Annotated in this window: 16 protein-coding genes; 6 read left to right on the top strand and 10 right to left on the bottom strand. The window is 67.2% G+C overall.

Annotated elements, in window-relative coordinates; genetic code table 11:
- Positions 1 to 70: 70 nt before the first annotated feature.
- Together rpoN and KQ910_RS04435 are read left to right on the top strand one after the other, a co-directional pair.
- Positions 71 to 1,606: an RNA polymerase factor sigma-54 gene (gene rpoN / locus KQ910_RS04440; protein WP_216957266.1), complete on the top strand. Its 1,536-nt coding sequence runs from the start codon at positions 71 to 73 to the stop codon at positions 1,604 to 1,606.
- A 129-nt stretch (positions 1,607 to 1,735) separates the two neighbouring features.
- The gene (locus KQ910_RS04435) at positions 1,736 to 2,206 is read left to right on the top strand and encodes a PTS sugar transporter subunit IIA (RefSeq protein WP_216957265.1); all 471 of its coding nucleotides are present in this window, start codon (positions 1,736 to 1,738) and stop codon (positions 2,204 to 2,206) included.
- Positions 2,207 to 2,228: 22 nt separating this feature from the next.
- On the opposite strand, the gene KQ910_RS04430 is transcribed toward KQ910_RS04435, so the two are convergent.
- Together KQ910_RS04430 and KQ910_RS04425 are read right to left on the bottom strand one after the other, a co-directional pair.
- Positions 2,229 to 2,450: a DUF1150 family protein gene (locus KQ910_RS04430; protein ID WP_068188221.1), complete on the bottom strand. Its 222-nt coding sequence runs from the start codon at positions 2,448 to 2,450 to the stop codon at positions 2,229 to 2,231.
- Positions 2,451 to 2,484: 34 nt separating this feature from the next.
- On the bottom strand, positions 2,485 to 2,946 hold the full coding sequence (locus KQ910_RS04425; protein WP_216957264.1) for an Hsp20 family protein: 462 nt from the start codon (positions 2,944 to 2,946) through the stop codon (positions 2,485 to 2,487).
- A gap of 273 nt (positions 2,947 to 3,219) precedes the next feature.
- Here KQ910_RS04425 and KQ910_RS27130 point away from each other — a divergent pair, with 273 nt between their 5' ends.
- On the top strand, positions 3,220 to 4,902 hold the full coding sequence (locus KQ910_RS27130; protein ID WP_216957263.1) for a heparinase II/III family protein: 1,683 nt from the start codon (positions 3,220 to 3,222) through the stop codon (positions 4,900 to 4,902).
- 3 nt (positions 4,903 to 4,905) lie between these two features.
- Here the strand turns inward: KQ910_RS27130 and trpS are convergent, their stop codons facing one another.
- Positions 4,906 to 5,979: a tryptophan--tRNA ligase gene (gene trpS, locus KQ910_RS04415; RefSeq protein WP_216957262.1), complete on the bottom strand. Its 1,074-nt coding sequence runs from the start codon at positions 5,977 to 5,979 to the stop codon at positions 4,906 to 4,908.
- Positions 5,980 to 6,199: 220 nt separating this feature from the next.
- Here trpS and KQ910_RS04410 point away from each other — a divergent pair, with 220 nt between their 5' ends.
- Positions 6,200 to 7,990 (top strand): peptide ABC transporter substrate-binding protein, encoded by a 1,791-nt coding sequence (locus KQ910_RS04410; RefSeq protein ID WP_216957261.1) that lies wholly within the window; start codon positions 6,200 to 6,202, stop codon positions 7,988 to 7,990.
- Between the two features lie 3 nt (positions 7,991 to 7,993).
- Here the strand turns inward: KQ910_RS04410 and KQ910_RS04405 are convergent, their stop codons facing one another.
- Positions 7,994 to 9,280 carry an MFS transporter gene (locus KQ910_RS04405; RefSeq protein WP_216957260.1) on the bottom strand — a complete coding sequence of 429 codons (1,287 nt, stop codon included), beginning with the start codon at positions 9,278 to 9,280 and terminating at the stop codon, positions 7,994 to 7,996.
- 67 nt (positions 9,281 to 9,347) lie between these two features.
- Between KQ910_RS04405 and KQ910_RS04400 the strand changes: the two genes are divergently transcribed.
- On the top strand, positions 9,348 to 10,289 hold the full coding sequence (locus tag KQ910_RS04400; protein WP_216957259.1) for a M14 family metallopeptidase: 942 nt from the start codon (positions 9,348 to 9,350) through the stop codon (positions 10,287 to 10,289).
- On the opposite strand, the gene murJ is transcribed toward KQ910_RS04400, so the two are convergent.
- The 4 genes from murJ to KQ910_RS04380 form a co-directional block, all read right to left on the bottom strand.
- Positions 10,258 to 11,844 carry a murein biosynthesis integral membrane protein MurJ gene (murJ, locus tag KQ910_RS04395; RefSeq protein ID WP_216957258.1) on the bottom strand — a complete coding sequence of 529 codons (1,587 nt, stop codon included), beginning with the start codon at positions 11,842 to 11,844 and terminating at the stop codon, positions 10,258 to 10,260. The genes KQ910_RS04400 and murJ overlap by 32 nt on opposite strands.
- A gap of 247 nt (positions 11,845 to 12,091) precedes the next feature.
- A complete protein-coding gene (locus KQ910_RS04390) occupies positions 12,092 to 13,345 on the bottom strand; it encodes a flavin-dependent oxidoreductase (RefSeq protein WP_216957257.1) in 1,254 nt (417 codons plus the stop codon).
- Between the two features lie 9 nt (positions 13,346 to 13,354).
- Positions 13,355 to 13,765, bottom strand: a complete 411-nt coding sequence (locus KQ910_RS04385) for a gamma-butyrobetaine hydroxylase family protein (protein ID WP_216957256.1) — start codon at positions 13,763 to 13,765, stop codon at positions 13,355 to 13,357.
- On the bottom strand, positions 13,762 to 13,980 hold the full coding sequence (locus KQ910_RS04380; RefSeq protein ID WP_216957255.1) for a Trm112 family protein: 219 nt from the start codon (positions 13,978 to 13,980) through the stop codon (positions 13,762 to 13,764). Before KQ910_RS04380 ends, KQ910_RS04385 begins: the two co-directional genes overlap by 4 nt.
- A gap of 147 nt (positions 13,981 to 14,127) precedes the next feature.
- Between KQ910_RS04380 and KQ910_RS04375 the strand changes: the two genes are divergently transcribed.
- Complete coding sequence (locus tag KQ910_RS04375; RefSeq protein ID WP_229600323.1) at positions 14,128 to 15,042, top strand: aminotransferase class IV; 915 nt, start codon at positions 14,128 to 14,130, stop codon at positions 15,040 to 15,042.
- 179 nt (positions 15,043 to 15,221) lie between these two features.
- Here KQ910_RS04375 and KQ910_RS04370 read toward each other — a convergent pair whose 3' ends face one another.
- Together KQ910_RS04370 and trxA are read right to left on the bottom strand one after the other, a co-directional pair.
- Positions 15,222 to 15,884: an LON peptidase substrate-binding domain-containing protein gene (locus tag KQ910_RS04370; RefSeq protein ID WP_216963586.1), complete on the bottom strand. Its 663-nt coding sequence runs from the start codon at positions 15,882 to 15,884 to the stop codon at positions 15,222 to 15,224.
- A gap of 76 nt (positions 15,885 to 15,960) precedes the next feature.
- Positions 15,961 to 16,893, bottom strand: coding sequence for a thioredoxin (gene trxA, locus KQ910_RS04365; RefSeq protein WP_216957254.1), 933 nt, complete (start codon positions 16,891 to 16,893; stop codon positions 15,961 to 15,963).
- Between the last annotated feature and the right edge of the window lie 30 nt (positions 16,894 to 16,923).

Below are 16,923 nucleotides of genomic sequence, written 5' to 3'. Positions count from 1 at the left end.
CTGACATTGGCATGGTTTTTGCATAAGACTGCCCATCGGGGAGGTCCAACGACCTTCGGGGCGGGGTGACATGCGTATCGGTCCGAGTCTCATTCTTGCGTCGCGCCAGACCCTGGCGATGACGCCCCAGCTCCAGCAGGCCATCAAGCTGCTGCAGTTTTCGCATCTGGAGCTTGCGGCTTTCATCCAGCAGGAGCTGGAAAAGAACCCATTGCTGTCCGAGGGCGCCGCGGACGATGGCGCCGCCGCCGAATACGAGGCGCCTCCCGTCGAAGCGCCCCGCGACACCGCCGAAGCCCTGCAGGCCGCGGCGCCGGCCCTCGCGGACGCCGACGATCGCTGGACCCGCGAACACGCCGATCGCGGCGGCGATGCATCGGCCAGCCGCGTCGGCCAGCGCGAGGATGCGCCCGACGCCCTCGATTTCGTGGCCGAGCGTCCGCGGTCGATGGCCGTCCATGTACTGGAGCAGCTCGAACTCATGTTCGAGGACCCGGCCGAACGCCGCATCGCCCTGAAGATCGCCGAAGGGCTCGACGAGGCCGGCTACTGCCGTCTCGAGGCGGCGGCGGTGGCCGAAGCCGTCGCGACCGATATCGCGCTGGTCGAGAAGATCTGGGCGCGCCTGCGCCAGATGGAGCCGGCCGGTCTGTTCTCGCGCACCGTCGCCGAATGCCTGGGCGCCCAGCTCGCCGAGCGCAACCGGCTCGATCCGGCGATGAAGGCCCTGCTCGACAATCTGGAACTCGTCGCTGCCGGCGAACTCGGCCAGCTCCGCCGCCGCTGCGGCGTCGACGACGAGGACCTGCGCGACATGCTCTCCGAGCTGCGCACGCTCGATCCGCGCCCCGGCCAGGCCTTCGATTTCGAACCGATCCAGCCCGTGCAGCCCGACCTCTATCTGACGCCGGCCAAGGATCCCGAGACCGGCGAGGACGGTTGGCACATCGAACTCAACACCGATGCGCTGCCCAAGGTCCTGGTCGACCGCAACTATCACGCCACGCTCATGAAGGGCGCGCGCGCCAAGCCCGATCGCGATTTCGTCGCCGAGCGTTTCCAGTCGGCCAACTGGCTGGTGAAGACACTGGAGCAGCGCGCCACCACGATCCTCAAGGTTGCGCGCGAGATCGTGCGCCAGCAGGACGGCTTCTTCCGCCACGGCGTCAGCGCGCTGAAGCCGCTGGTGCTGCGCGACATCGCCATCGCCACCGAGCTGCACGAGAGCACGGTGAGCCGCGTCACCTCGAACAAGTACATCAACACGCCGCGGGGCATCTTCGAGCTGAAATATTTCTTCACCTCGTCCCTGCCGGCGCGCACGCCGGGCGTGGTCGTCTCCTCTGAGTCGGTGCGCTCGCGCATCCGTCACCTGGTTGGCGGCGAGAATGCGCACCAGCCGCTCAGCGACGATCGCATCGTCGATCTGCTGAAGGGCGAGGGCGTCGAGATCGCGCGACGCACGGTCGCCAAGTATCGCGAAGCCATGCGCATCCCCTCGTCGGCTGAGCGCCGCCGACTGGGCCGCCTCGGGATGAACCGCCCGATGCCGGGCCTCTCGTCCGCCGCCGTCGCCATCGAGGCGATGACCGGTCCGGCCGACTGACACGCCACGCGCGGCGGGCTCACCCGTGCTGCCGAGCGATGGCTTGACCCGGTCGGGGGAGGCGCTTATAGGGGCGCACCCCTCGCAGGGCGGATTCAAGTTCGCGCTTGCTAACCCATTGGTGACATTGTGGAAATCGCCGATTTGCTGACCGGCCCGGATGCCGTTCTGGCCAGCGCCAAGGCGACCGGCAAGAAGGCGCTGCTGGCCGAGATCGCCAGCCGCGCGGCCGGTCTCTTCCAGATCGACGAGCGCAGGCTGTTCGACCGTCTGCTCGAGCGCGAACGCCTCGGGTCGACCGGTATCGGTGGCGGCATCGCGATCCCGCATGGGCGGCTCTCGACCATGACCCGGCCGCTCGGCCTGTTTGCCCGCCTGGCGCATCCCGTCGACTTCGATGCGATCGACGAGCGGCCCGTGGACATCGTGTTCCTGCTGGTCACGCCGGAAGGTGCCGGCGCCGACCATTTGAAGGCGCTGGCCCGCGTTTCACGTCTGCTGCGTGATCGCAGCCTCGTCGAGAAGCTGCGCGCGACCGAGAATGCCGAGGCGCTGTATGCGCTGCTCATCGAGACGGTCCAGACCCAAAGCGCGGCCTGAACCGCTTTCCGCCGACTTTTCCTCAGTGGACCAGCGCGGGCTCCAGCTCGTGCTGGCGGATGAGCGCCTGCGCGATCTCGATTGAAGGCACCGACGCCATCGGTTTGCCGTCCGCCGAGAAAATGCCGACCGCATGGGCGCCGTCGGGCAGGTTGATGGCCTTCACGTAGGCGATCTGCTCCGCGCCCAGGCTGAGGAAAGCCTCGTCGGCGAGCGGCGTGAAGCTCAGAACATTGTTTTCCATGGCTACCTCCTTGGCAGCATCAACGCGCTCCGCCTCAACGGCTGCGACGCGCGGTAATATCGATCGTCTGATCCGCAGCACCGGCCGCCTGGCCAGCATCGATGCGAATGGTTCGAATTCGGGGCTCCACGACGGGCCGGACCAGGTCGATCGACAAAAGGCCGTTGTCGAGCCGGGCACCGACCACCTCGATCCCGTCGGCGAGCATGAACGCCTTCTGGAACTGGCGGGCCGCTATGCCGCGATGGAGATAAATCCGGTCGCTGTCGTCAGTCTGCTTGCCGCGCACCGTGAGCTGATTCTCGACCAGTTCGATCGTCAGGCCGTCGCTGGTGAAGCCGGCAACCGCAAGCGTGATTCGCAGTCCGTTCTCGCCGATCCGCTCGATATTGTAGGGGGGATAGCCCTCGGCGTTCTTGGCCAGCCGGTCGAGCGTCCGCTCGAGCTGGTCGAAGCCCAGTAACAAGGGCGAATTGAACATCGTTACGCGACTCATGTAACCCTCCTCCGTGGAGCGAGTGGCCGGGAACCCCGTTCGGGCGTTCCCTTGGAATGAATCTGGTGTGCGTGATCTGCGGTTCAAGGGCTGGTCGCGGGCCCTGCTGCCCATCGCCACCGGGCTCCGACTGGGCTAAAATACAAAAAAACCCCTCCACCGCCCGGCCGCTCGAGCCTCCCGGGCCAAAGAACAGAAACGATGACGCTGGTCGCCTCTGACACAAGACGGCCCGGTGAGCCTTTGGTTTCCGGAGCCCGGCCGATCCGCTCGGTGCCGGCACGCCCCTCCGCGGCCGCGAAGCGGGAGCGGCAGGCATTCGGACGCTGGCTCCTCGGCTCCTCCCTCTATTCGCTCACGCTGGGCTACAACACGCCGCGTAGCTTCTTCGCGGTCGCCTCCGATTCCTGGCCGGGCGATCCGGTGCTGGGCCAGCGGTTGCTCCAGGCCGGTGAATTTGCCGCCGCCGGCAGCGTCGGGACGGTCCTGCCCGAATCGGACGATCCCCCCTGGCAGCGCCCCGGCGCCGCCCCGCTCTGGCTCGATGCGCTTAACGGCTTCGCCTGGCTGCGCGACCTGCGCGACAATGGCGACCCGCACGGCGCGATGCTGGCCGCCAAGCTGGTCGACGACTGGACCAATCGCGAATGGCGCTGGTCGCCGGTGACGTGGAAGCGCGACGTGCTCGCGGCCCGCATGGTCGCCTGGATCCGCCACTACGAATGGCTGGCCTCGGCGGCCGACCCCGGCTTCGCCGCGCGTTTCGTCTTCTCGCTAGGCCGCCAGCGCGTCCATCTGCGCCGCGTCGCGCGCCGCGGCATGGTCGGCCACGAGGCCGTCGCCGTCTACAAGGCGCTGATCTTCGCCGACCTGGCCTTCATCCGTGACGGCAAGCACTTCGAGAAGAGCCTCGACCAGTCGCTGTCGCGGCTGGCGAAGTTCGTGAAGCGCTACGTGCTGCACGACGGCATCGTTTCCGAACGCGCGCCCCACCTGCAACTCGCGGTGCTGCGCCACCTGATCGACGTGCGCGCGGCGCTGGCCTCGGCCGAACGCCGGGCGCCCGCCGAACTGGTTGCCGCGATCGATCGCATGGCGCCGATGCTGCGCTTCTTCCGCCACGGCGACGGCGGCCTGTCGCTGTTCAACGGCACCTGGGAAGGCGACCGCCGCCTGATCGACCTCGTGCTGGCGCGCTCGGGTTCGGGCGAAGTCGCGCCGACCATGGCACTGGCGAGCGGTTTCCAGCGGCTGTCGGCCGGTACCTCGCTGGTGATCGCCGATGCCGGGAGCCCGCCGGGGCGCGGGATGGACGGCATCGCGCACGCTGGCACGCTGAGCTTCGAGATGAGCGCGGCGCACGAGCGGCTGATCGTGAACTGCGGCACCTATCCGGGGGCTCCGCGCGACTGGCAGCATTTCATGCGCTTCACCGCCGCGCATTCGACGGCGGTGGTCGACGACGTGAACTCGACCGAGATCACCAATCATGGCGCGCTCGAATATCGCGCTGGCAACGTGCTGATCGATCGCGCCGACGATGGCGGCGCGCAATGGCTCGACATGTGCCACGACGGCTATCGCTCGCTCTATGGCATCATCCACCGCCGTCGCCTCTGGCTCTCGCCCGACGGCGGCGACCTGCGCGGCGAAGACTCGTTCCTGGGCTACGAGGGCCGCCCCGTGACGGTGCCGGACCAGCGCTACATCGTGCGCTTCCACCTGCATCCGACGGTGAAGGCCACCCTCGCCCAGAGCGGCCAGGCGGTGCTGATGCGCCTGCCGAGCGGCCGCGGCTGGCGCCTGCGCGCGACCGGCGCCGGCATCGGCCTCGCCGAGAGCATCTATCTCGGCGAAGAGGGCCGCGTGCGCCGCACCGAGCAGATCGTGCTGGTCGGCCAGGTCCCGCCGGAGGGCACCACGGTGAAGTGGGCCCTCACGCGCATGGAAGGCTGAGGCTTACGGCCTGAGGAATCCCACCGTCCGATAAACCTCGTCGAGGATCGGCGCGGCGATGGCACGGGCGCGCTGGGCGCCGTTGCGCAGCACGCCGTCGACATGGCCCGGATCCTTCATCAGCCGCTGCATCTCCGCGCCGATCGGGCCGAGCTTGGCGACGGCGAGTTCGGTCAGCGCCGTCTTGAACTCGGAGAACTGCCTGCCGGCGAACTGGGCGACGACGGCGTCCTTCTCCTGGTCGGCGAGGGCGGCATAGATGCCCAGCAGGTTGTCGGCGTCGGGCCGCTTCTCCGCATCCTCTAGCGTGTCCGGCATCGGCAGCGGATCGGTCTTGGCCCGGCGGATCTTCTGGGCGATCGCATCGGCGTCGTCGGTGAGGTTGATGCGTGAATAGTCCGACGGGTCGGACTTGCTCATCTTCTTGGTGCCGTCGCGCAGGCTCATGACGCGCGTCGCCGCACCGAAGATCAGCGGCTCGGTGATCGGGAAGAAGTCGGGCTGGCTGAAATCGTTGTTGAACTTGATGGCGATGTCGCGCGTCAGCTCGAGATGCTGCTTCTGGTCCTCGCCGACCGGCACGTGCGTAGCCTTGTAGATCAGGATGTCGGCGGCCATCAGCGCCGGATAGGCGAACAGGCCCAGCGAGACGTTCTCGCGGTCCTTGCCGGCCTTCTCCTTGAACTGCGTCATGCGGCTCATCCACCCCATGCGGGCGACGCAGTTGAAGATCCAGGCGAGCTGCGCGTGCTCGGGCACCATCGACTGGTTGAAGATGATCTGCTTGTTGCCGTCGACGCCGGCCGCGAGGAAGGCCGAGGCGATCTCGCGCGTCTGCGCGGCGAGCTGGGCGGGATCCTGCCATACGGTGATCGCGTGCTGGTCGACCACGCAGTAGAGGCATTCGTAATCGTTCTGCAGGCGCGCGAAGTTGCGGATGGCGCCGAGATAGTTGCCGAGATGGAGATTGCCGGTTGGCTGCACCCCGGAAAGGATCCGACCCTTGAGGCCGCGCGTGTTGTAGGCGGCGAGGTGCGGGTTGGGCGCCTGGGCGGCGCCGGTGGTCGTGTCGGTCATGGATGTGGACTCCGTATGCGGTCGATGGCGCGGGGTTTGGACCTCCGCGCACCCCGCCGGTGGAAGGCTGGGGGCGGGCGGGTATCGCGCAGGCCGCCGCGATAATCAAGGCGGTGGCATTGACGGCGGCCGGCGCGGCTGCTCCGATCGAATTGCACGCATCTTGCAACATAGCGGGAGCGTCAGGGACCGGCTTCGACACTCTGGATGGAGGCATCCGATGGACGAGCGTGGCTTGCGTGGTTTGATCGACCGGGTGAAGGCGGGCGACCTGTCCCGCCGGCGCTTCGTGCAACGGCTGGCGACGGTGGGGCTGACCGCACCGATGGCGACCCAGCTCCTCGCGGTCTCCGGCGTGGCGATGGCCCAGTCGACGCCGGTCTACAAACCCACCAAACGCGGCGGCGGCGGCCTGCTGAAGGTCCTGTGGTGGCAGGGCCCGACCCTGCTCAATCCGCATTTTGCCGTCGGTACCAAGGATCGGGACGGTTCGCGCCTGTTCTACGAACCGCTGGCGGCCTGGGACCGTGACGGCAACCTGCGACCCAAGCTGGCCGCTTCGATCCCGAACCGCGAGGACGGCTCGCTCGCCGCCGACGGCAAATCGGTGATCTGGAAGATCAAGCAGGGCGTGAAGTGGCACGATGGCAAGCCCTTCACCGCCGACGATGTCGTCTTCACATGGGCTTATTCCAACGACCCCGCGACGGCGACCGTGACCAGCGGCTCGTACAAGGATGTCGTGGTCGAGAAGATCGACGACTTCACCGTGGTCGTGAAGTTCAAGCAGGCCACACCCTTTTGGGCGGACACCTTCGTCGGGTGGATGGGCTGCATCATTCCGAAGCATCTGTTCGGCGAGTATGTCGGCGCGAAATCGCGCGACGCACCCACCAACCTCAAGCCGATCGGCACCGGCCCCTACAAGTTCAAGGACTTCAAGCCAGGCGATCTCGTCACCGGCGAGATCAACCTCGACTACCATGTGCCCAACCGGCCCTACTTCGACGCCGTCGAGATGAAGGGCGGCGGCGACGCGGTCTCGGCGGCGCGCGCGGTGCTGCAGACCGGCGAGTTCCACTTCGCCTGGAACATGCAGGTCGAGGACGAGATCCTCGTGCGCATGGAGAAGGGCGGCAAGGGAAAGATCGTCATCACGCCGGGCGGCGGCATCGAGCACATGCAGCTCAACAACACCGACCCGTGGACGGAAGTCGACGGCGAGCGCTCCAGCCTGAAGACGAAGCATCCGAGCCTGTCCGACCCCGCCGTGCGCCAGGCGATCTCGCTGCTGGTCGACAAGAAGTCGATCCAGGATCACATCTACGGCCGCATCGGCATCGCCACGGCCAACTACATCAATAATCCCGAGCGTTTCCGCTCGAAGACCACAACATTCGAGTTCAACGTCGACAAGGCCAACGCGCTTCTCGACAAGGCCGGCTGGGTCCGTGGAGCGGATGGCATTCGCGCCAAGGACGGCAAGCGGCTGAAGTTCGTCTACCAGACCTCGATCAACCAGCCGCGGCAGAAGACGCAGGCGATCATCAAGCAGGCGGCCCAGAAGGCGGGCATCGAGATGGACCTGAAGTCGGTGACATCGTCGGTGTTCTTTTCGTCCGATGTCGCCAATCCCGACACCTACACCAAGTTTTATGCCGACCTTCAGGAATACAGCAACGGCATGGAAGCGCCCGACCCCGAGACCTTCCTGCGTCAGTTCTGCTCGTGGGAGGTTGCCACCAAGGAGAACAAGTGGCAGGGCCGCAACGTCACGCGCTGGCAGAACCAGGAGTACGACGACACCCACAAGGCGGCCCAGGTCGAACTCGACCCGGTGAAGCGCGCGGCGATGCTGATCAAATGCAACGAGCTGGTCGTCAACAACCAGGTCACCATTCCGCTGGTGATGCGACCCAGCGCCGTCGCCATGAACAACAGGCTGGTCGCCGAGATCAGCGGCTGGGACAACAACACCTGGGATATCGCGAACTGGTACCTCGACGGCTGATCGTCAGGCGGCCTTTTCGCGATCCCGGTCGGGATGGTGGAACAGCAGGACCACCAGCACCGAGGAGAGGGCAAGCACCGTCATCAGCAGGAAGCCGTCGGCGAACGAGCCGCGGAGGTTCAGCACCCAGCCGGTGATCGCCGGCGCGAGGAAGCCCGCGATGGCGAAGGCGAAATCCATGATGCCCAGCGCCGTGGCGGCACGCTCGGGCACGATGTCCACGTTCACTGCATAGTAGGCGGCGTTGGCGCCCATCGACGATGCGACGGCTACGGTGATGCCGGCGATCGCCACGGTGAGATTGTCGGTGAGGGCAACCGGGATGACGGCAAGAGCGGCCACGAACTGGCTCCCGGCGATCAGCCAGGACCGCGAGATCCGCATGCTGCCGGTGGTCTTGAGCAGATGGTCCGACCAGCGGCCCATGGCCCACAGCAGGAAGGCGGCGGACAGCCAGGGCAGCACCGAGAAAAGCCCGACGGCCGCCAGGTTCAGCCCGTACTTGCGCTCGAGATAGCTCGGCAGCCAGCTCATGAAGAAGAACAGGAAATAGCCGAAGACGAAGAAGGCCCAGGTGTTGGCGAGCAGCGTGCGATTGGTCAGCAGCGCCTTGAGGACGCCGGGCTCCGGCCAGGATTTCAGCACCGCGTGCGGCGCCGCGGTGACGCCGGGATCGACCTTGCGGATATGCGCGAGTTCGTCCGCGTTCACGAAGCGCGATTGCGACGGGTCGTCCCGGAAGCAGAAGTACCAGAGGGGAATCCAGGCGGCAGACAGGACGAACAGCACGCCGAAGGTGAGCCGCCAGTCCAGCCACCCGAGAAGCTGAGTCACCAGGGGACCGCCAATGGCCAGCGCCAGCGGCACCGCCAGCAGGGCGTTGGCCAGTGCCGTCGCCCGCTCGTGCGGCGACAGCCAGTGGCTGACCGCCCCGGTGAGCGCCGGGAAGTTGGGGCCTTCCGAGACGCCCAGCAGCACACGGGCGGCATAGAGGATGGTAACGCTGGTCGCGAGCGCGGTTGCGCCGATGGACAGACTCCACAGCACGGCTGCAACGGTGAGAACCAGCCGCGCGCCGTAGCGATCCACGGCGAAGCCGCCGATCAGGGTCGTCACGGCATAACCCAGGCCGAACGCGCCGAGGATGGCGCCCGTTGCCTCCGGCGAGAGGCCGAGGTCCCGCTGGATCAGGGGGATGGCGTAGGAGAGGGCCGCCCGGTCGATGTAGTTCACGACGGTGATCGCGAACAGCAGGAAGACGATGAACCAGCGATACCGGCTGCGCGCCATTGGCTTCTCCTTGTCCGCGACAAACTAGCATGCGAAGGATCGGCACAAACTGCTGATGGTCAAGAACATGTCCGATACCCCGCCGATCGAATTCGCCTTCCCCGACCTGCGCAAATGGGAGAAGGGCGCCGCGCCCTACATTCACGTCCTGGAGAGCGGCAAGCCCGGGCCGACGGTGATGGTCGCCTCGCTGACGCATGGCAACGAAGTCTCGGGCGCCATCGTGGTCGATGCGCTGCTGACCGCCGGCGTGAAGCCGCGCAAGGGGACGCTGATCCTCTCCTTCAACAACATCGAGGCCTATCACTCGTTCGATCGCCGGACGCCGTTCAAGTCGCGCCTTGTCGACGAGGACTTCAACCGCGTCTGGGGCCGCGTCGACGAGCCCGCGACGACGGTCGAGACGAAGCGGGCGCAGGTGCTGAAGCCGTTCGTCGAGCGCGCCGACCTGCTGCTCGACCTTCATTCCATGCATGACGATTGCGTGCCGCTGATGCTGTCGGGCCCGCTCGACAAGGGCGTCGCCTTTGCAAAGAAGATCGGCACGCCGGTCGACATCGTGCGCGATGCCGGCCACGCCGCGGGCATGCGCATGCGCGACTATGGTGGGTTCGGCGACCCGGAGAGCCCGAAGAACGCGCTGCTGATCGAGACCGGTCAGCACTGGCGGGCCTCCTCGGTCGTCGTGGCCAAGGACGTGACGGCCCGCTTCCTCGTCGAGACGGGTGTTCTGGAGGAGGGCGACCTGCCCGCCGGCTGGCGCCAGCCGACGCCTTCGAGCCAGCGCGTCGTCGAGGTGACTCATGCCGTGGCGACCAAGCGCGGCAACTTCACGCCGGCGCAACGCTTCGAGGGCCAGGACGTGATCGCCAAGGCGGGCACCGTGCTGGGCCACGACGACGACGAGCCGGTGACCACGCCCTACGACGATTGCGTGCTGGTAATGCCCTCGTCGAGCCGCCCGCTGCGGCCCGGCGTTACGGTTGTTCGCCTGGGTCGGCTGACCTGACGCCCGGCGGGCGGCGCATCACATAGCGCAGTTCCGAGATCCTCACGACGCCGAGCGCCGCGCCGAGCACGGCATAGACGACCATGCCGATCAGGCAGATTCCCGCGAGCGCGATGCCACCCTCGACGTCGGCGCGCGACAGTGGTTTGGCCAGCCAGAGGAGGCCGAGCCACAGCGCGACACCCATGCCCGCCGTCGCGCCGGCAATGCGGACCGCCCGCGAGACCAGACGTCCGTCCGGTATCCACTGCTCCCGCCGTCCCAGCACGATCGCCAGCAGCGCCGCGTTCAGCCAGCCCGAGAGCGAGGAAGCGAGCGCGATGCCGACATGGGCCAGTGTCGTGGCGAACAGGAAATAGACGTTGAGCAGGATATTGGCCGTGATCGCCGCCAGCGCGATGTAGAGCGGCGTCCGCGTGTCCTCGCGGGCGAAGAAGCCGGGGGCCAGCGCCTTCACCAGCACGAAGGCCGGCAGGCCGACCGCGAAGGCGGCCAGCGCACCGGCCGTGCGCCAGGTGTCCTCGGAGGTGAAGCGACCGCGCTCGAACAGCACGCGGATGATCGGATCGGCCAGAAACCACAAGGCGACCGCGGCCGGCAGGCTGAACAGCAGGCCGAATTCGAGGGCGCGGTTCTGATTGGTCATGGCCGACTGCGTGTTGCCGTCGCGCAGCTCGCGCGCCAGCAGTGGCAGCAGCGCCGTGCCGATGGCGATGCCGACGACGCCCAGCGGCAATTGCGCGATTCGGTCGGCATAGTAGAGCGCCGAGATCGTGCCGACGGGGAGCAGCGACGCCCAGACCACGTCGAGTACGACGCTGATCTGTTGCACGCCGCCGCCGATCGCCACCGGCGTCGCGAGCTTCACCAGGCGCGCCACCCGCGGTGTCCAGCGCGGCCGCACCAGCGCCATGCCGACCTCGTCGCGCGCGCAGGCGACCAGCAGCCAGACCCATTGCAGGACGCCCGCGATCGCCACGCCGATCGAGGCGGCATAGCCCGCGTTGGGCAGCAGAGGCGTCAGCCCCAGCACGGCGGCGATCAGAGTGAGGTTCAGCAGCACCGGCGTCGCGGCGACATGCGCGAAGCGATCGATGCTGTTCAGCACGCCGCCATAGAGCGAGGCGAGCGAGATGAAGAGGAGATAGGGAAAGGTGATGCGGCCGAACTCGACGGCCATGGCGAAGGTCGGCAGGTCGTCGCGCATGCCCGGCGCCAGCAGTGCCATCACCCAGGGCATCGCCACGATCAGGATCGCGGTGAAGGGGATCAGTACCAGCAGCAGCGCGGCCTGCGCCTGCCGCGCAAAGGCCATCGCCTCCGCGCGGCCGCCGCCCTGCAGCTCGCGCGCGAACAGTGGCACGAAGGCGGCGGAGAAAGCGCCCTCGGCGAACAGGCGGCGGAAGAAGTTCGGCAGCTTGAACGCGACGAAGAAAGCGTCCGCCACCGCCCCGGAACCCAGCACCGCCGACAGCACGATATCGCGCACGAAGCCCACGACGCGGCTGAGCAGCGTGAAGCCGCCGACCGTCGCGATGGCCCGCGCGAGACTCATGCCGTTTTCCTCTTTCTCCTCTCCCCCGCTGGGGGAAGAGGATGGGTGAGGGGGTTACGCACGTCGATTCCCCCTCGCCCGACCTCTTCCCCCAACGGGGGAGAGGAATGGAAGAGTTGATGGGAAAGCCATAATTCTGTCATCGCACTCGGGCATATTCTTCCTCGGTAGCGGCCGGCGATGTGATGGTCGGTTTAAACCGCTGCCACGGCCGGTCCCGAGAGGGGCCGGTTTTCTTTTGTGCCCCTCACGGCGGGGCGGCAGCCAGTTTCAGAAGCGTCTCGCGATCCTGGGTCACGAGCTTCTTGTAGTCGCCGACGATCTTTTCGAGTTCATCCGCCGGCAGCACGCTTTCGAGGTCGGTGAAGCCCTGGGGCGCGCGCTGCTCGACGATGTCGAGCATCACGTCGATGCCCTTGCGCCGGTTGCTCTCGACGATCCGCGCGGTCGGCGGCAGGCGCCGCTCCTCGTAGCGGCGCAGCGCCTTCTCGGGATCGTCGCCCACGGCAAGCTCTTGCGTGATCGCCTCGCCGTCGAGGATCGCCTGCGAGGCGCCGTTCGAGCCGATCGGATACATGGGGTGCGCCGCATCGCCCAGCAGCGTGATCCGCCCGTGGCTCCAGCGCGGCAGCGGATCGCGGTCGATCATGGGGAATTCGAGGATCGTGTGCGCGGTGCGGATTACCTCGGGCACGTCGAGCCAGCCGAAGTTCCAGTCGGCGAAGCGCGGCAGGAAGTCTTCCAGCCGTCCCGGCTTGTTCCAGTCCTCGCGGGACGGCAACGCGCCGTCGCCCATGTGGAGGTCGCAGATCCAGTTGATCAGCGCCTCGCCACGCTCGGCATGGGCACGGCTGATCGGGTAGCAGACGAATTTCTGATTGTGATGGCCCGCCTGGACCATCGTGTTGCCGCCCAAATAGGGCTTGCCCACGGTGACGCCGCGCCACATCAGGATGCCCTGCCACTTGGGCGGGCCTTCGTCGGGATAGAAATGCGCACGCACCGCGGAGTGGATGCCGTCGGCGCCGATCAGGAGGTCGGCCTCGGCGTTTTCGACAGGCATGCCGTCGCGATCGACGAAGTGTGCGGAGACCTTGCCGTGATGCTGCGCGAAACGTGCGATGCGCCGGCCGAGGCGGATGCGGTCCGCGCCCAGCATCGCCTTCGCGGCGTCCAGCAGGATCATCTGCAGCTCGCCGCGATGGATCGAGAATTGCGGCCAGGGCAGGCCGGCATGACGACCTCGCGGGTCGGCCCAGATCGTCTGCCCATGGCGGTTGGCGTAGCGCAGCTCCCGCGTCTCGATGGCCGTGGCGGCGAGCGCCGGTTCGAGCCCCAGGTTACACAGGATGCGGACGGCACCAGCCTGGATGTTGATTCCCACGCCCAGCGGCCGCATCTCCGACACGGCCTCGAACACATGCACGTCGTGACCTGCGCGATGCAGGCACATCGCGGCGGTCAATCCGCCGATCCCGGCGCCGGCAATGACGATCTTCATGGTGTGGCCTCAGGTGTCGCGATTGAGGCCGCGCTTCGCGAGCGCCGCCTCGTAATCCGCCCAGCGCGTGGTGTGGGTCTCGCTGAGCTCGCGCAGGTAGGCCCAGCTGTAGATGCCGCTGTCGTGGCGGTCGTCGAACACGATGCGGATCGCGTAGTGTCCCACCGGCTCGACAGAGACGATCTTCACGTGACGCCGGCCGGCCACGATCTTCTTCTGGTTCGGCCCGTGCCCCTGCACTTCGGCGGAAGGACTCTCGACGCGCAGATACTCGGCGGAGAGCGCGCAGGCGTGGCCGTCGGAGAAATCGACTTCCAGCCGGCCTTCTTCCTTGAACACGCGCAGCTCGGTCGGCCACGGCGCGGTGGTCGATTCGTAGTTGCCCTCGTCGGGCACGGCCTTGGCGAACTCGGCGGTCATGGCACGTCGCGAAGCGGACGCGCCTCGCTCACCAGCATGATCGGAATGCCGTCGCGGATCGGGTAGGCAAGACCGGCCTTGCGGCTGATCAGTTCGCCGGCCGCCGCGTCATATTCCAGCGTGCCATGCGTCGCCGGGCAGACGAGGATTTCGAGCAGCTTGGGGTCGACGCCCGCGCGGCGGGGGACGGCGGCGTCGTCCGATGGAGGGCTCATCGTGCGGGGTTTCCCTGAATTCCTTTGCGCTCCTTATAGCATGGAGCCCGATACCCGCCCTAGCCCGTGGCGACCCGGACTTCTTCGGTTGTCGGTCCGTTGCTAATGGTCGATCCTAAAGAGCCCAAATCGACCGAGGATCTGGCGATGGACGTCGACAGCGAGACAGCCGCCATCAGAGGCGTGGCCTACATGGACGGGCGCTGGATGAAGCTGTCGGAGGCTGCGGTCCCGATTCTCGATCGCGGCTTCGTCCGTTCCGATGCGACCTACGATGTCGCGCACGTCTGGAAGGGACGCTTCTTCCGGCTCATGGACCATGTCGAACGCTTCCAGGCGTCGATGGCCGGCCTCCGCATGTCGCTGCCGCTGACGGGCCAACAGATCGCGGACATCATGATCGAGTGTGCCAGCCGTTCGGGCCTGCGCGATGCCTACGTGCAGGTGACGTGTACCCGTGGGCTGCCGCCCGCCGGTACGCGCGACCCGCGCCTGTGCCGCAATCGGCTCTATGCTTTCGCGCAGCCCTTCGTCTGGATCGCCGACGAGGCCCAGCGGCGCGATGGCCTGCGCATGATCCTGTCGCACACACAGCGTATTCCGCCGGAGTCGCTCGACCAGAGGATCAAGAATTTTCACTGGCTCGACCTGACCATGGGAATCTTCGAGGCCTACGACCGCGATGCGACCATTGCGCTGCTGCCGGCTGCCGACGGTACGGTGACGGAGGGGCCGGGCTTCAACGTCTTCGTCGTCCGCAACGGCGCGCTCGCGACGCCGGCACGCGGCATGTTCGAGGGCATCACGCGCCGAACGGTGATGGAGATCGCCGACGCGCTGCAGATGCGCGTCGAGGTGCGGGGCGTGCAGGCGCGCGAGGTGGCCGAGGCGGACGAGATCTTCATCAGCAGCACGGCCGGCGGCATCATGCCGGTCGTGAACTACGAAGGCCGTCCCGTCGGTGACGGCCGGCCCGGCCCGCTGACGCGCCGTATCGAGGAACTCTATTGGGCGCGCCACGAGGAGCCGGCACTTTCGACGCCCGTGCCCTACGCCGACTGACGCCAAGGGTCTCTCCAAGCATGCTGGTACCGCCCACACCAACCTCATGCTGAGGAGCGCTCCACAGGAGCGCGTCTCGAAGCATGGGCATCAGCACCAGGCCCGTTGCCCATCCTTCGAGACGGCTGCTGCGCAGCCTCCTCAGGATGAGGTCGTCTTCAATTTGAGGCCGAACGCCCTTAGTTCTTGCGGCTGGGCGGTGTGTCGGACGGATCGCCGAAGGCGTTCATCTCCAGGAACGCGATCAGCAGCTTGGCACGGGCGGTGCTGTCGGCGGCTTCCAGCAGCGCCTGCTTCTCGGCCGGGCCGAACGGCAGCACCATCGACAGCGACGTGACGAGGTTGGCGTCGGCCGCCTTGTTCACCGCATCCCAGTCGGTCGAGAGCTGGCGGCCACGGAAGAAGGCGGCCAGCGCGGCCATCAGCCGGTCGCGGTCGAGTTCGACGACGTCGTCGGCATGGTCGAGGTCGGCGCGGTAGGGCGAGAAGACCGAGGAGACGCGGCGGTAGCCGCCCTGGGCGAGATCGAGCTCGCGCACGATGTCGAAGCGGCAGACGCCGCTCAACACGAGCATCAGCCGGCCGTCCTCGGTCTCGTTGAAATTGGTGATACGGCCCGCGCAGCCGACCCGGTGGACCTTGGGCCGGCCGTCGTCGGTCGGCATCCCGTCACCGGCGAAGCCGCCGGGCTGGACCGGCTGCACCATGCCGATCATGCGGTGCCCGGCCAGCGCGTCGGAGATCATGGCGAGGTAGCGCGGCTCGAAGATGTTGAGCGGCAGCTTGCCGCCCGGCAGCAGCAGCACGCCCGACAACGGGAAGATCGGCAGCGTCTCGGGCAGCTGCTCGAAGCTCGGCTCGAACGGATTGCGCCCCGGACTTAGGGAAGAGGGCGCCTTGTCACTCACGAGGCGCCACTCACGAGAACAGGATCGTCGACAGGCGCTTGCGGCCGTCGACCGAGATGGGATCGGTGAAGCCCAAGGCCTCGAAGAACTTGAGGAGCTGCTGGCGCGCGGCCGCCTCGTTCCAGTTGCGGTCGGCCTTGATCATCGCGAGGAGCTCGTCGACGGCTTCCTGCTTCTGGTTGCCGGCCCAGTAGGCCATCGCGAGATCGAGACGGGTCTGGAAGTCCTTGGGGTCGGCCTCGGCCTTGGCCTTGAGGTCGCCGATCGGGCCGGCGTCCTTGGCCTTCTCGGCCAGATCGATCGCGGCCTGGGCGGCCACGACGTCGGCGCCGGTGCGCTCCTTGGCCGGAATCTGCTCGAGCAGCTCCCTAGCCTGCTCGACGTCGCCCAGCGAGACCTGGTAGCGCGCGAGGCCGGCCAGGGCGACGACGTTGGTCGGCTCGACGCCCAGGATCTCGCTGTAGAGCTGCGCGGCGGTGTCCATGTCGTTCTGCGCGACCGCGGCCTTGGCCTGTTCGAGCAGTTCGGCAAGCTCCGCGGCCGCCGGGTCGCCGGTGGCGCCGCCGGACACCTGGATGAGGCGGGCCACGAATTCCTTCAGCTGGCTCTCGGGCACCGCGCCCATGAAGCCGTCGACCGGACGGCCGCCGAAGAAGGCATAGACGGCCGGAATCGACTGGATGCGCAGCTGCTGGGCCAGCATCTGGTTCTTGTCGATGTCGATCTTGACCAGCTTGACCGCGCCCTTGGCCTCCTTGACGACCTTTTCGATCATCGGCTGGAGCGTCTTGCACGGCCCGCACCACGGCGCCCAGAAGTCGACGATGACCGGTACGGTACGCGAGGCTTCGAGCACGTCCTTGGCGAACTTCGTCTGGTCGCTGTCCTTGATCAGGTCGGCGGGGGCAGCCTGCGGCGCGGCGCCCTGCAGCATCGTTTCCATAGGTCCTCAAGCGGAATTGGGGTTCGCCTG

It is taken from the genome of Reyranella humidisoli (assembly GCF_019039055.1).
Classification (GTDB): domain Bacteria; phylum Pseudomonadota; class Alphaproteobacteria; order Reyranellales; family Reyranellaceae; genus Reyranella; species Reyranella humidisoli.
This window is presented reverse-complemented; position numbering and strand designations above follow the sequence as displayed.